Below are 14,205 nucleotides of genomic sequence, written 5' to 3' on the forward strand. Positions count from 1 at the left end.
TGACGTGATCGGTTGATCTCAGATCGTAGCGGATCCTGCCGGGGTTCCGTCGGGCTGGGGCGTGCGTTTTGAAGTTGCGATTCTATCCCAACCCGACGCGTCAGTTTTGAAGTTGCGCTTTTCTGGTAACCCGACCGGGCTGTTGATTTAATTAGCCGGTCGCTAGTTGGTGTGGAGGATTTATCCGACCGGCTTTATTCTTCCCAGAAAACCCTCACCCGAGTCGGATAAATCCTCCACACCAGCGCCGTTGAAGTGACGCGTCGGGTTACCAAAAACCAATGCCCCACGCAAAAACACAACTTCAAAAGGGGCGTGCTGAGAAATCTGAACCGTGGCCGGTCCAGCTACGGTTTGGGGTGCGGGGATCGTTCCCTTAGGTTTTTGCCGAACCGGGCCAGAACATCTTCCACTTGCTGTCGGCTGATTTGCCGTCCTTGTTGATTTCGGCAGCTGATTCGCGGCCTTGCAATTTGGACGCCAGATCACGCATCGACTGTGTGATCGCAGCCTTAGGCGCTTGGTTGATCAGCGGCACGCCGTTGTTGCGGACTTCGACCATCGTGCGATAATCGTTTGGCAGCAGGGCATAGATTTCGTGGCCGAGGGTTTCCTTGGCCTTTTTCAAACTGATCTGTCCGGATTCCAGTCCGGCGCGATTGACCACGATTTCGACTTTCTTGGTCAAACCTTCGATCTCTTCGAAGCTCATCATCAGCCGCACGACGTTCCGCAGACAGGGCAGGTCGAGCTGGGTGACCAAGACCACCTTTGACGCGGCTTCGAGTGCAACCAGATCCACTGCCGAATAGGACTTGGACAGGTCGATCACGAGGTGGGTGAACGAGGCCTTGAGCAGTCCGACAACTTTGCGAATGCTTTCGTCGGTGATGCTTTCGGTGTCTTGCAATTCGTCAGGGCGTGGCAGCAGATACAGACCGCTGTTGTGTTTGGTCAACGATTGTTTTAGCAATTGGATGTCTAGCCGAGAGACATTCTGAACCACGTCGGCCAAGGTGTAGTCGGCGATGGCGTCCAAGAACAGGTCCGAATCACCGAGTGCCAAATCCAGGTCCAACAGGGCGACACTGTTGCGATTGTCGGCGGCGTAGATACAACTCAAGTTGACTGCGACGCTGGTCGTTCCCACCCCTCCGGTTGCACCGGCAACCGCGATCACTTCGCAACCACGTACTCCGCCGTCGGCCGAGCCGAATTTTTGCTGATTGACTCGGTTCAGGGCAGCTGACATGTCTTCGAGTGACAGCGGCAGCGTCAGGAATTCCCGCGAACCGGCACGGATGGCACGCAAGATCAGGTGTCCATCGGTGCTTTCGCTGGCGGCCAATAGAACAGTGTCGGGCGCATCCTTGGTCAGCCGTTCGATCAATCCGATCGATTTGTCGTTGTCATTGTCCAGCGAAATCACACCGACATCAGGTGCGGTTTGTTCAATGATGTCGGGAAAGAACTCGTAACGCGAACAATCTGCTTCCAACCAAACGGTTTCCATGCCCAACAGCATGGCCTTCAAAGATTCGCGCGTCTCGTCATTGGGATCAACCAAGGCGATTCGTAAAACGTTTGTCATCGCAGATATATCCGGTCGGTCAATTCAAATCCGTTGCAATCTCAAGGTGACGGGCACAACCGTGTGCCCGTCGTTTGGTTCTGCCCGTCGACCGAGTGGATCGGTCGACGGTTTCTGCTGCGGAGCATCAGTACCCGTCAGGCGTGCTTAGGATCACTCCCTCGCCGACCACGGTGGGCTCGCTGCCGGGGACCACTGCATCGGCCGGAAGACTGGGAGCCTGGTTGATGGTCGCACCGGGTGGCAGTCCCATGCCCGGCGACATCAGACTGCCGTGGGCCATCATCGCTCCGTTTTGCATCACGTTGGTGTGCAACATCGAGGCGTCGTTGGATGCAGGCGGTCCGCTGTTCATCGAGCACCCGTCGCCGCCGAGCAGGTTGGGGACTTCGATGTGGCCGTTAAAGTACAGGTCATGATCGTTAGGTGGCATGCTGTTCAGACCTGGGCCGCCGCGTGGAACTTGATGGGGATCCATTGCGTCGATCAGTTCTGGTGTGACGGTGATCAACAGTTCTACGTCGTTGCGACGTTCCCGGACGCCGCGGAAAAAGGCACCGATGACTGGCAACTCGCCTATGAACGGCGTGGCTTTGGTGGTCGATTCGGCACGGCTTTGCAGCAAACCTGCGATTGCGAAGGTCTGTCCGGCTTGCAGTTCCACGGCGGTATCGACGTAACGCTGACGGAATGCGGTGACGTTGATGTCGCTGGCGGAAATGGACAACGACGGATCGGGTTCTTTGACTTCTGGTCGAATTTCCAACCGCACGCGGCCTGGACCGACGACAAAGGGCAAGAAGTCAACTGACGTACCGTATTCTTCGTATTTCACGGTGACGGTGTTGTTCCCCGACGGGACGATGTAGGGGACGCTACCACCGACGGTGAAACGTGCCGGGCGTCCATGGGTCGCGACCACCGTCGGTTCCGCCAAGAACTTAATCAGGTCCTGTTGACGAAGGGCGTTGACGAGTGCTGTGAATTCGTCACCTTGGAAAACGTTTGTCGCGTTGTTAAACGGGATTCCAACCGGCAGGTTGTCCACGATGCGCGAGCCATCGGTCCACGACAGGTCGACACCGAGTTCACGAAGCTTTGTTCGGGAGACTTCCATGATGCGGGTGTGCAGCAAGACTTGTTGCACGCCGACGACACGGATGTTGTTGACGACCGTGGGGTAGTACTGTTCGACGATCGCAATCGCGCGGTCGACGTCATCCACACTGGTCACATAGCCGGACACGATCGCCGAAGCGTTGACAGGCATCACCTTCAACGTCGCCAGCGGCAGCTGGGCCGATAGCACGCCTTCGATCTCGCGAGCGTCGGCGATGACGGTGATGTCAACGGTGTATTGTTTGTCGTCGATATCCCACAGGTTGATCTGTGTTGTACCCGGTGTCTTGGCAAACACCTGCAACTGGTTCTGAGAGATCGGTGTGGCACCCAGGACTTCTTCGTTGTGAACCTGGAACCGTGGGATTTTTGCGTCCAAGGTCAGGATGCTGCTGGATTTCACCAACATCTGCATCCGTTCAACGGAGCGCGTGATCGTATGATTCGCCGCCGCAGCTGTGGAGCTGGAGGTCAGCTGAGTCTCATTGAGATCCTGAGCAGAGAGAGAAGTCGCCAGACACGCCACCGTGACGAGGGCGATCAGATTTAGTGCGGCGGGGCGGACCGCAATTCGAAACATTTCCATCGCAGGTGCATCCTTGCAGAACCTGGTTTCGGTTCCTTCCGAAACATGTCAACCGGCGGCTTTCGCCGGCGGCATCCAACAGTTCGTTGCGAGTAACGTTGGGATTTAAAGGGGAAGTCGGGTCACCCTCGCTGCCTCGTGATGCGGCCGGCTTCACCCTCAGGCAAAGCTGGTCGCGTTGACGACAGCCAGGTTTGTATCGTTGCGTTGCTTCGGGAGCTTATTCTTCAGTCGTTGAATCGTCCGTGGGAACGAAAAAGGGACTGTCGGCACCGCGAAGGTAATCGTCAGACGTTGGCGCGGTCTGGCTGGTTAGCGTATCGCTCGTCTGGTCAGAGTCTGGGGTAGCAAGTTCCAAAGGTCCCGTGTCGCCAACGACGCGAGGCAAGGTTGCTCCTTGTACCCATTCGTATTCAATCAAGCGTCCGTTGACCATTTTTGTCATTCGGAACGTTGCTTTCTTGGCTTCTGGATCCGTTTGTGCGGGTTCTTCTGACTGTGCGAGTCGCAGGCGGCGTTGCTCCTCGCGGAAGTCTTTCAGATCTTCCAAGAACTTCTTTGCCGCGACGCTTGTGTCGCCTTCGGGAATCGATGCATCATCGGCCGAGGGGCTTCCCAGCGACAACGAGATCTCACCGAGCTGTTTGGCAAAGTCAAATGCTTCGACGTCGGCTTTGCGGATCAACAATTGGATGTCGCGGGCACTACGATTTCGAGGCTCGTCGGCATTGAATTTGGTGATCCCATCGATGCCATAGACCTTCACACCCGTCAACACGTCTAGTGCCATGTCACGTGGGAACATGTCACCTTTGGTGAAGAAGCCGCGAATATCAACACGGTCGCCGGGGCGAACCAAGTTGACAGTGCCGTCGCGGCCGGCGGGCAGCGAGACCACGGCGTAGCCACGTGGCACCACCTTGTCCTCGACGTCGTTCATCAATTTCAAATCCAGCATCGGTTCGCCAGCAAACAACGGGACTTTGGCGTACCGGCCTTCAAACTTGGCAAGCTCCGATGACGATCCGGTGGGAACACGGTCGGCCGGCCATTGTTCCAAACGCAGTTTGTCGGGAGTGATTTCTTCTTCGAGATTGATCGCCTGTGTGGTGACCAAGATTTCGACCATTTTGGTCGGCTGGCTGTTGGGCTGGGCTTGCATCCACTGTCCGACTCCGACGGCCGCAACAGTGCCGCAAACTCCGGCAACTAGCAAGAAAAGTGATTTGTTTCGCATGGCATGGACTGGTTCGAAACCAGGGGATCGCGTTTCAGGTGTGGAGGACTGAGCTGGGAGGAGGCTGTCGACCTACACTCCTTACTCGGTTTAGTAATACATTCGCCTGAAACCACGTGGTTTGCAGACGTATGACTCTCGCAATGCTTGCGCACTGTGCATCCGGTGGCTCCCGCCTAATCGGCAGGAGTTGCCACAAATGGCACGCATTGCGAATTGATTTCCCCTAAAGCGGGTGGTGTTTTTGGCGCGAATGCACCAACCTCTGGTCAGCCGTTCAGACCAACATTCGGGCGTAGGCAAAATAGGCAATTGAGCCAATCGCCATCGGTATTCCGTATGGCAACAGATACATCGTGGGTTTTCGCTCTCTGGCGATTTTGGAGAGCTTGGTCGGGTTGCGGACTGTTTTCCACTCTTCCAGGATTTGCAGGGCCATGGCGTAGTGTTTGGTCCAGTTTCCGCTCTTCCAAATCATGAAAAAAGCCATGATTCCGCCGACAATTGCGGTGGCGGCGAACGCGTACAAGGTGACGACGGTGCCCAGCCAAGCGCCCACGCCGGCTAACAGTTTGACGTCTCCGCCGCCCATTCCGCCGACGTTTCGCAACACCAGTAACAGCATCATGCCGACAAGAGTGCCCAACAGGCTGTAACCTAATCCGCTGATCCCGTCTTGCAGGGTCCAGTGGAGCCAACCACAGATGATGAACGGAAAGGTCAGCCAGTTCGGGACCTTCAAAATGGCTCCGTCGATGATTGCAGCAACAATCAAGACGACCGTGACGAACCAGACGGTCCAGTTTTCAGTGATACCCTGGATCAACATTTCCATGGCAGTGTTCCCCGTGACTTTGTTTCGGTGATTGGATTGAGCAGGTGAGGAGTGCCAAGCGACGCGAGTCGACATCAAGTTGGCAGTGAGTGTTTAACGGTTGAGGTGTGGGCGACGGTGTTCAGCGCGGCCCAAGCATCCAACTGAACATGGCGAATAACAACGTGATGAAGCAGCAGGAGAGCTGCCACACGTGTTCGACCGCATCCGTCGGTAAAAGTGGATAGTTCATTTCGATTTCCCGGCTACCCGATTCCTACGGGCATAAAAAAACTCGACGTGACCGGCGCCAATGCCGGTTGGACAGACACCGGTCAAACGTCGAGAATCTCTCAAACGGTCGCTAGCGAATTACACCAAGGAAATCCGCAGCGAACGAAATCAGTTAGCAGCGATTGCAGCACCGACTTCTTCGAACTTCTTGTTCGACTCGGTACCGATCGTTCCGACTGCAGCCAAGCAGACGACGACGATCAGGGCCAACATCACAGCGTATTCAACTGCGGTCGGGCCATCTTCTTCTTTCAAGAACTCAACAACGCTGTTAGCAAACTTTTTCATACTATGAACTCCTCAATTGGGGTCTCTGACGAGAACACCCGACGATGACTTACTGGTCCCATTCAACACGAATGAGATCCGGGAAAGAAAGCAGCCACGTCTCCAAAAGACTCACCTTGGCAATCTCCACTGTGGTATCCCACCGCATTGATTGTTCCCTCGGCAGCCCGGCTATCCGTTGGGCAAAGCAAGTTGCTTTACCCCGCTGGACCCGTGGCTTTGCGCCCCGCCTTCTCAAGCGGTTTGCCTTTGTCTGGGAGTCAGGCCGTCTGAGAAATCTAAATGACCATCAATGGCCGATTCACTCAGATGCGAGTCCTCATGATTCGCCCTCGAAAGAACCGTATGTCAGGAAATGGTTCTGTCAAAAAACTCTGGTTATCCAAAGCCTTCCGGTCCACTTCTTGGGAGCGTTATTCCGGACTTGACGACTAGCAGGTACTTTGCCCCCTGTAGCGGTATAAATGCCAGCGACCCCCGGTGCATGTTTCACTGTCCAGCTGAACAGCAACCGTTCTGGTTCTTCGTAACCCGAACCAAAAAAAACGTGAGCTAGTCCTCGACGGCAGATGGCTCATCCGAGCCTAGCGCACCGTCCATGTTTAGATTTCGGGTCAACAATTCGTGGCGTAAGCCTCCAGCTTGCGATTGACCCGGTGCGGTAATGGCAAGCTGGAAGCTGACCCCACTTTTAAAAGTGGACGATGCACTGGCGCCGCGCGGGTAAGTTTCGGCAAATAGCACGGCGCATAAAAAAACGCCTCGGCTCCGATTCTTTCGGGGCCGAGGCGTCTGTGCTTGCGGTTGGTTGCTGATTGAAACAGCCGCCGGCTGTCCAAACGAGGCAACCAAGGACGCTTAGTTAGCAGCGATAGCTGCACCGACTTCTTCGAACTTTTTGTTCGACTCGGTACCGATCGTTCCGACTGCAGCCAAGCAGACAACGACGATCAGGGCCAACATCACAGCGTACTCAACTGCGGTCGGGCCATCTTCTTCTTTCAAGAATTCAACAACGCTGTTAGCAAACTTTTTCATATTCTTATTCCTCGCAGTGGGTGCCCCAAAAGTGGTTGCACCCGACGATGATTAGCTGGGCCGATTCAACGTGAATAGGATCCCCAAGACGACCCAATCGGGACCGTCTGTTGGAAGCGAGTCCGTCAGTCGTTCTCGCTAATGGAAAGCTATGGCAGATTCGGCCAGAGTCAAAATACAGGGGACAGAGAATCTGAAGTGAATTTGCAGAACGACCGGCTGTAGCGGTTGTGCGGGCTGGGCCGGTCAGATCACAGCCAGAGTGGTTTCCGAGGGGGTGTCTGACCGCATTCTGGTGGCGAGTTCGCTAATCCTGTCCTAGCCAATCGTGGCCCGCCGCGAGTCCACCGTGACCTGCTTGAACGGACGTTACTGCAGGGTCGGCTGAGTTGTCGCGGGTTCTGGCAAGGCGGCGACGACGACTGCGGCGACATGTTGGCCGAGTTGTTTGGATCCCTCAGCGCTGTAATGCACATTGGCCGTCCGTTGCAGACTGGCGATCGATTCGGCAAATGCAAAGCAGGGGTCGACGGCGATCCCGCCCACTTCCTCAATGGCTTTGGCTGCGGCAGCGTTGTATTTGGCCGCGTCGCCAGCGATTCGGCCGGCCGATCCGGCGGGAACTGGTGTGGTTTCCCGCCAAATGACTTTGGCACCGGTCGCCTTCAACCGCTTGGCAAGCGTCTTTATATTCTCGGCGTATTGATCGATCGCAACTTGAGGGTGGCTCGTGTCGGCTTTCGGATCCGCCAGGTCTTGGCTGCCCTCGCTGACATACTTCAGGTCGTGCAGGCCAAAATTGAAATGGATGACATCCCATTTTCGATCTCCAATCCAGCGGTCAATCTGTTCCAATCCTCTTGTGGTCGGCCCACAATTGGTCGCCGGTCGAAAAACGTTGGCTTTGCCTTGGAGCGCTTCGCGGGCGCTCAGCATGTAGCCGATCGAGATCGAATCGCCGATTAACAGCACGTTTGGCAAGCTGTCGTCGATCTCCGGCGCGGCAAAGGCCGGATTTTGTTTCTGTTGCGCCTTGGCGTTGAAAGTCACACTCAATAGAAACGCCGCCAATAAACCCATTCGAAGCATCGCGTTCATCAACTCTCTCTCAGATTAACGGAACAAAGACAACCGGTGAGCCATTCTCAACAGACCACCTATCGTATTCTGGATGCTTCGGCGAATCGAGCGAGTGAGGGAATTCGGACAATCGAGGAATATGTCCGATTTGTCTTGGATGATGCCACGCTGGCAGCCAGTAGCAAGCAGTTGCGGCATGATCTGGTCGATTCGCTGGCGCGGTTGCCGCATCGGGAATTGTTAGCTGCTCGGGATACCGAATCGGATGTCGGCACCGCGGTCACGACCACCAACGAGTACCGGCGGTCGTCGACGGCTGATGTCGTGGTGGCCGCTGCGGAGCGGGTCCAGCAATCGCTGCGGGTTCTGGAAGAATACGGCAAGACGATTAATGTGACGTTTGCCCAACAGATCGAACAATTGCGTTACCGCTGTTACACGTTCAACCGCGACGTTCAATTGCGCGCGCTTGCCGATCCGCTCCGCCACCGTCTGGCCGCCGCCCGGTTGTACCTGTTGATCGATTGTCAAACCGATCAAGACGACTTTGTCGCTTCGATTGCACAACTGGCCAGCGCCGGTGTGGACGTGTTTCAGTTACGTGACAAACAGGCCTCGGATCGACGGTTGTATGAATACGCCAAATTCGGTGTGGCAATGGCCCGCCAGAAGGACGCGATTTTCATCGTCAACGATCGAGCCGACATCGCGGTGGCGGCGGGGGCCGATGGAGTGCATCTAGGGCAAGACGAACTGCCCGCGGTGGCAGCCCGCCGGATCGTCGGTCCGCAGCGGATCATCGGTGTCTCGACCCATCAAATGGATCAAGTCCATCAGGCGATCACCGATGGCGCCGATTACATCGGTTGTGGGCCAACGTTTGCCAGTCAGACCAAATCGTTCGATGATCACGCGGGAACCGATTTCTTGAATGCGGTGCACCAGGGCACCCAGGAAACGCCTTGCCCCGCGTTTGCGATCGGTGGGATCAACCTGGACAACATCGACCAAGTCATCGGTTGCGGGTTTCACCGGATCGCTGTCACGGCGGCCATCAATCGCGCGGCGGATCCATGCAGCGCGGCACAGCAATTGAAACAGCGGTTGATCGCGGTCTAGCGTTTGCTCAACCGACGACCGCATCGACGACAGCGGGTTTCCAATCGACGACATGAATTTCAACGCGTCGAAAACCGCGAAACTCGTTGATCACTGGCCGATAGGCGATTTGAATCGGGCCGTCACATTGGTTCAGATCATCACACCAGTCACCGGCGCCAAAGGCGACGCCGCGAACGGTCTTGCCGGCCTGGTCGAGCCGCATGGTCAAATGGCGGTCGCCCGATCCCATTCGTCGCGCCGGCTCGGCCAGCGTGACGTTCTGGCACAACAGCGTCGGGCGTGGGTTTCCGGCACCAAACGGTTCTAAGGTTTCGATCTGTTTGACCGTGTTCAGATTCAATTGGCCAAACGAGGCTTCGGCATCGATCACGATTTCTGGTTCGACGTCGTTGTCGGTCCATTGCTGCGAGACGGCTTCGCAGAAATCCTCGCGGAATTCATCGATCTGATGTTCATCGATCGTCAGGCCCGCGGCGGCCTTGTGTCCACCAAAGCGAGCCAAGCGGTCGCCACAGGTCGATAGGGCGGCGTGCAAATCGATGGCGGTGCCACCGACCCGTCCAGAGCCGACGGCTTGGGATTTGCCCGCTGCGTCCATCGAAAGGATGATCACCGGTTTGGCATATTTGTCGCTCAGTCGGCCGGCAACCACACCGATCACGCCTTGGTGCCAGCCCACGCCGGCCAACACCAGCGCGGCATCTTTTTGTCCGTCAAATCGCTCTTTGATCTGTTTCTGGGCGGCCAGGGTGACGCTGCGTTGCAGACTGTCACGGTTCTTGTTGAGTTCGTCGATGTATTCCGCCAGCGCTTCGGCGCGTTCTTGGACGGTGGTCGTCAACAATTCAACACCCAATTGGGCTTGGCCCAGACGTCCGGATGCATTCAGCCGCGGAGCGATGTTGAACGCGATGCTTTCGGTGTTGAGCGTCGTGGCTTCGTCGAGTTTGGTGATTTTCATCAGCGCCGCCAGTCCCGGCAGCGGTTCGCTGCCGAGCATCCGCAATCCGTGTGAAACCAGGATTCGATTTTCATCGACCAGGGGCACCACATCGGCGACGGTTCCGATCGCTGCCAGCGAAAGCGACTGCATCAGGTAGCGTCGCAGCGGTTCGCTGACTTTCTTGGACCCACAGATTTTCTGGCACAGGGACCACGCCAACTTGAACGCGACCCCGGCGCCACAGAGTTCACCGAACGGATAGTTGGATCCGGGCAGTCGTGGATGCACGATCGCCGCCGCAGCGGGCAGGCGATCGGCCAGGGTGTGGTGATCGGTGATGATCAGCTGGATGCCCAGTTCGTTGCACTGATCGGCACAGGCCACGCTGGTGATCCCGCAATCGACCGAGATGATCATGCGTTTGCCGCGGTCGGCCAGTTTGGCGATCGCTTCGGCGTTCAGGCCGTAGCCTTCTTCCAGCCGATTGGGAACGTGATAGGAGACGTCCGCATGCAGCAACTTCAATCCGTTGTACAGGATTGCGGTGCCGGTCATACCGTCACAATCGTAGTCGCCATAGATCACGATCGGAGTTTTGTCAGCGATTGCGGCAGCAATCAACTCCGTCGCAGCCGGCACGCCGGGCAATTCTTGGGGATCGCGAAGCCCGGTCAGCTTGGTCGACAGGAAACTCTCTGCTTCTTGGCAGTCATAGACGCCACGGCTGACCAGCAACTGGGCAACCACTGGCGGCAAACCGGAACCACGAATCAGTTGCTCAACGCGGGCGGCATCATGTGGAACGACCCGCCACTTCCGTTTCATCCGTGATTCGCCTAATTAGAGGTCGACCGATTGGCTGATTATTTCTTCTTTTCGCCGTGCCAGGTGTGCTTGCGCAACCGTGGGCTGAACTTCTTCAGACGCAGTTTTTCGCCGCCCGGTTTGCGTTTCAGCGTGTAGTTGTAATCGCCGGTCTCTTCGCAGACCAGAAAGATCGTCTCGGCCTTTTTCTTGCTCTTAGCCATCAGAAATCAAATCAGACAATGGGTTGGTTGGTTCGGTAAACTTTTCCGCGTCCCGGATTATGCCCGCTGGTCCACGGTTTGGGCAAGGCTTGTTTTTCGAATCCTGCCCGGCTAAATCAGTTCCGGTTAGAATTGCACGCCGAATCCACCTTTGATTGACCATTTTTCCCACCGGAATCGATCCCGATGAACCGTTTTGCCCCCCCCGTTTTGTGTCTGGTGATCGGCGTTTTTTGGAGCGGATTCTCCAATGCCGCCGAACCCGGCCAGCGGCCGAACATCGTTTGGATCATGTCCGAAGACAATTCGGCGGACTATCTGCGGCACTTTGACCCGGCCGGCGCCCCGGCCCCAAACATCGAAGCGATGGCCGCCCATGGCGTCACGTTTGACAACGCATTTTCCAACGCACCGGTGTGTTCGGTCGCCCGGACGACACTGATCACCGGTTGTTATGCACCACGCATCGGCACCCAATTTCATCGCCGGCACGTCGTTGTTCCCATGCCGCCGGGACTAAAGATGTTTCCCGCCTACCTGCGAGAGATCGGCTACTACACCACCAACCACGCCAAAGAAGATTACAACGCGACCGGTGGCAAACAGGCTTGGGATGTGTCGGGCGGGAAAGCGAGTTGGGAAAATCGGCCTGAGGAATCGACGCCGTTTTTCCATGTCGAAACCTTTGCCCAATCGCACGAAAGCCGGTTGCATTTCACCGAAAAAGAGATGCAGCAGCCGACCGAAACGGATCCGGCCGACGTCAAATTGCAGGCCTACTTTCCCGACACGCCGCTGTTCCGCTACACCCGCGCCCGCTACCAAGATCGCATCATGCAGATCGACGCATTGGTCGGCGGAGTGATTGAGCAGCTGCAGGCAGCGGGCCAACTGGAAAACACCTTTGTGTTCTATTTCGGCGACCACGGCGGTGTGCTGCCACGTTCCAAAGGATACGTCTATGAATCGGGACTGCATGTTCCCTTGGTCGTGCGTGTGCCCGAAAACTTTCGCCCCTTGGCCGATCGTGAATTGGGATCACGCACCAACGGGTTTGTCGAGTTCGTCGATTTTGGACCGACCGTGCTTCGTTTGGCCGGCGCCGAACAACCCGAGGGGATCGATGGCAAACCGTTCCTGGGTGCCGATGTTGACCCCGACAAAGTCGATCAACGGGATGAAACATTCGGTTATGCCGATCGCTTCGATGAAAAATACGACTTGGTCCGCACGCTACGAATCGGGAACTTCAAATACATTCGTAACTTTGAACCGTTCTATCCGGATGGATTGCAAAACAACTACCGCTACAAATGCTTGGCCTATCAACAATGGCGAGAGCTGTTCCAACAGGGGAAATTGACGGGCGCCGCGCTGCAGTTCTTCCAAGCCAAGGCACCGGAGGCCTTGTATGACGTGTCAACCGATCCGGATGAAGTCAACAATTTGGCCGGTGACCCGAACCATGCCGGCAAACTGCAACAATTGCGTGATCAGTTGGATGATCGCTTGAAATCGCTACCGGATCTAAGTTTTGTCACCGAAGCGGTGATGGTCGATGCAGCGATCGAGAACCCCACCGCGTTCGGTCAATCCCACAGCGGGACCATCACGCGTTACATCGACACGGTCAACCTGGCACTGCTGCCGCCGGCGCAAGCTTTGGTGCAACTCGAAGCAGCGCTGGGTGACGAAGATCCTTGGGTCCGCTACTGGGCGCTGGTGGCCTGTAGCACGTTGGGCGAATCTGCCAAGCCGCTGGTGCCGGTGATCGAAAAGTTCTTGCTCGATACCGAACCGCTGGTGGTTGTTCGCGCGATCGAATTCCTGGCCATCAACAGTGACGTTGAAACCAAGTCGTTTCTCTATCGATCGTTGGAACGTGCGACCAACGAACCCGAAGCGCTGCGGATGCTCAACACCATTGTCTATCTACGAGATTTTCATGGCTACCAAGTTGACCCCGATCAATTCCGGTTCATCATCCCGGTTGAAAAGAACGGCCAGCTCATCCGCCGCCTGGAATACTTGAAACAACAGTAGGCCAGGTGCAACCTGGCAAATGCCGTATTCCAATGCGTTGTTGTTAGCGCCAGGTTTCACCTGGCCTACTGGGTTCGTTGTTGTTGGCGCCAGGTTTCACCTGGCCTACTGGGTTAGTTGTCTGATTCGACGGATTCGCTTTCCCAGGGGTCTGACCACTCTTCCCAATGTGTCAGATAGGTCGCATAGGCTTCGCATTGTTCGGCTTGGGCTTCGATCCAAGCTTTGCTTTGCGCGGTGATTTCGATTTCTTGTTCCAGTGTCATCTTGCCGGTCAACACCATCGAGCGCAAGAACACAAAGTACGTGTCCAGGACGTCACAGCGGCAGTAGTCGCTGATTCCCTTTAGGTCTCCGTCGTCGTACTGTTGTTGGACTTGATCGCCGGTGACCGACATCTTGCCCGGTTTTCCCAGCAGCTTGGTCGCCAAATTCAATCCGCCGTTGAATCGCGTCGCACTGAAATTGGTCAACAAATCTTGCAGGTCCATATGGGCGTCGACGCTAAATCGATTCCGCGGCGATCGATAGCCATCGTTTTTGAACCAGGGTGCGATGGAGATGCCAAATCGATAGGCGGCCAATTCCATCAGCGGCAAATCAAACGTGCGGCCGTTGAACGTGACCCACTGCGGACGTTTGTAGACCTCCCAGCCTTTCCAAAAATGCGCCGTGATCACATGGCTGCGAAAATCGGGTTCGTCCAACGAGACGATATCGATCAGCCGGTAATCTCTGGCAACTTTGGCCACGACCACCGAAATCGGGATTTGAAACGTGTAGGGAATAAACGTGCTGCCCTTTTCAGCCAGCAATTCGGCTTGATAGCGCGCGACGGCTTCGGTCGGGGACAAGGATTCGCCCGGATAGCGGACTTTCGCGATCAACGCTCCATCGGCGATACTTTCACAGTCAAACACGAGATGGGAAACGTCTTCGCTCATCTAATCGTTCAATCCCGATTGAATTTCTAAACCCGGCGGGAAAGCGTCCCCGCTGTGAACTCGCGAGAATAGCACAAA

12 protein-coding genes and 1 riboswitch are annotated in these 14,205 nt (G+C 56.1%); of the genes, 2 read left to right on the forward strand and 10 right to left on the reverse strand.

The window, feature by feature from the left end:
- Positions 1-376: 376 nt before the first annotated feature.
- From NHH03_RS08470 to NHH03_RS08500, 7 genes are all read right to left on the reverse strand, one after another.
- Positions 377-1,591, reverse strand: coding sequence for an AAA family ATPase (locus NHH03_RS08470; RefSeq protein ID WP_253155338.1), 1,215 nt, complete (start codon positions 1,589-1,591; stop codon positions 377-379).
- Between the two features lie 127 nt (positions 1,592-1,718).
- Entirely contained in the window at positions 1,719-3,296 is a 1,578-nt protein-coding gene (locus tag NHH03_RS08475; RefSeq protein ID WP_253155339.1) for a type II and III secretion system protein family protein, read from the reverse strand.
- A gap of 220 nt (positions 3,297-3,516) precedes the next feature.
- Positions 3,517-4,533: a Flp pilus assembly protein CpaB gene (cpaB, locus tag NHH03_RS08480; protein ID WP_253155340.1), complete on the reverse strand. Its 1,017-nt coding sequence runs from the start codon at positions 4,531-4,533 to the stop codon at positions 3,517-3,519.
- Positions 4,534-4,810: 277 nt separating this feature from the next.
- Complete coding sequence (locus NHH03_RS08485; protein WP_253155341.1) at positions 4,811-5,368, reverse strand: A24 family peptidase; 558 nt, start codon at positions 5,366-5,368, stop codon at positions 4,811-4,813.
- A 381-nt stretch (positions 5,369-5,749) separates the two neighbouring features.
- Positions 5,750-5,929 (reverse strand): Flp family type IVb pilin, encoded by a 180-nt coding sequence (locus NHH03_RS08490; protein ID WP_149495696.1) that lies wholly within the window; start codon positions 5,927-5,929, stop codon positions 5,750-5,752.
- Between the two features lie 158 nt (positions 5,930-6,087).
- A riboswitch (cyclic di-GMP riboswitch) is annotated at positions 6,088-6,187 on the reverse strand.
- Between the two features lie 600 nt (positions 6,188-6,787).
- A complete protein-coding gene (locus tag NHH03_RS08495) occupies positions 6,788-6,967 on the reverse strand; it encodes a Flp family type IVb pilin (protein ID WP_149495696.1) in 180 nt (59 codons plus the stop codon).
- A gap of 369 nt (positions 6,968-7,336) precedes the next feature.
- Positions 7,337-8,065 (reverse strand): SGNH/GDSL hydrolase family protein, encoded by a 729-nt coding sequence (locus tag NHH03_RS08500; protein WP_253155342.1) that lies wholly within the window; start codon positions 8,063-8,065, stop codon positions 7,337-7,339.
- 36 nt (positions 8,066-8,101) lie between these two features.
- Here NHH03_RS08500 and NHH03_RS08505 point away from each other — a divergent pair, with 36 nt between their 5' ends.
- On the forward strand, positions 8,102-9,166 hold the full coding sequence (locus NHH03_RS08505) for a thiamine phosphate synthase (RefSeq protein WP_253155343.1): 1,065 nt from the start codon (positions 8,102-8,104) through the stop codon (positions 9,164-9,166).
- 7 nt (positions 9,167-9,173) lie between these two features.
- Here the strand turns inward: NHH03_RS08505 and recJ are convergent, their stop codons facing one another.
- Both recJ and rpmG read right to left on the reverse strand, forming a co-directional pair.
- Positions 9,174-10,937 carry a single-stranded-DNA-specific exonuclease RecJ gene (gene recJ, locus NHH03_RS08510; RefSeq protein ID WP_253155344.1) on the reverse strand — a complete coding sequence of 588 codons (1,764 nt, stop codon included), beginning with the start codon at positions 10,935-10,937 and terminating at the stop codon, positions 9,174-9,176.
- A gap of 38 nt (positions 10,938-10,975) precedes the next feature.
- A complete protein-coding gene (gene rpmG, locus NHH03_RS08515) occupies positions 10,976-11,140 on the reverse strand; it encodes a 50S ribosomal protein L33 (RefSeq protein ID WP_253155345.1) in 165 nt (54 codons plus the stop codon).
- Positions 11,141-11,326: 186 nt separating this feature from the next.
- Between rpmG and NHH03_RS08520 the strand changes: the two genes are divergently transcribed.
- Positions 11,327-13,183, forward strand: a complete 1,857-nt coding sequence (locus NHH03_RS08520; protein WP_253155346.1) for a sulfatase-like hydrolase/transferase — start codon at positions 11,327-11,329, stop codon at positions 13,181-13,183.
- Positions 13,184-13,296: 113 nt separating this feature from the next.
- Here the strand turns inward: NHH03_RS08520 and NHH03_RS08525 are convergent, their stop codons facing one another.
- Positions 13,297-14,127, reverse strand: a complete 831-nt coding sequence (locus tag NHH03_RS08525; protein WP_253155347.1) for a 3'-5' exonuclease — start codon at positions 14,125-14,127, stop codon at positions 13,297-13,299.
- Between the last annotated feature and the right edge of the window lie 78 nt (positions 14,128-14,205).

Origin of the sequence: Stieleria tagensis, assembly GCF_024129865.1 — a bacterium.
GTDB lineage: Bacteria > Planctomycetota > Planctomycetia > Pirellulales > Pirellulaceae > Stieleria > Stieleria tagensis.

What these genes read in the sequence shown, in the direction of transcription:
- NHH03_RS08495 (WP_149495696.1), bottom strand. Translation starts at nt 6,967, where the DNA reads ATGAAAAAGTTTGCTAACAGCGTTGTTGAATTCTTGAAAGAAGAAGAT.
- NHH03_RS08525 (WP_253155347.1), bottom strand. Translation starts at nt 14,127, where the DNA reads ATGAGCGAAGACGTTTCCCATCTCGTGTTTGACTGTGAAAGTATCGCC.
- rpmG (WP_253155345.1), bottom strand. Translation starts at nt 11,140, where the DNA reads ATGGCTAAGAGCAAGAAAAAGGCCGAGACGATCTTTCTGGTCTGCGAA.
- cpaB (WP_253155340.1), bottom strand. Translation starts at nt 4,533, where the DNA reads ATGCGAAACAAATCACTTTTCTTGCTAGTTGCCGGAGTTTGCGGCACT.
- recJ (WP_253155344.1), bottom strand. Translation starts at nt 10,937, where the DNA reads ATGAAACGGAAGTGGCGGGTCGTTCCACATGATGCCGCCCGCGTTGAG.
- NHH03_RS08470 (WP_253155338.1), bottom strand. Translation starts at nt 1,591, where the DNA reads ATGACAAACGTTTTACGAATCGCCTTGGTTGATCCCAATGACGAGACG.
- NHH03_RS08485 (WP_253155341.1), bottom strand. Translation starts at nt 5,368, where the DNA reads ATGGAAATGTTGATCCAGGGTATCACTGAAAACTGGACCGTCTGGTTC.
- NHH03_RS08475 (WP_253155339.1), bottom strand. Translation starts at nt 3,296, where the DNA reads ATGGAAATGTTTCGAATTGCGGTCCGCCCCGCCGCACTAAATCTGATC.
- NHH03_RS08520 (WP_253155346.1), top strand. Translation starts at nt 11,327, where the DNA reads ATGAACCGTTTTGCCCCCCCCGTTTTGTGTCTGGTGATCGGCGTTTTT.
- NHH03_RS08500 (WP_253155342.1), bottom strand. Translation starts at nt 8,065, where the DNA reads ATGAACGCGATGCTTCGAATGGGTTTATTGGCGGCGTTTCTATTGAGT.
- NHH03_RS08490 (WP_149495696.1), bottom strand. Translation starts at nt 5,929, where the DNA reads ATGAAAAAGTTTGCTAACAGCGTTGTTGAGTTCTTGAAAGAAGAAGAT.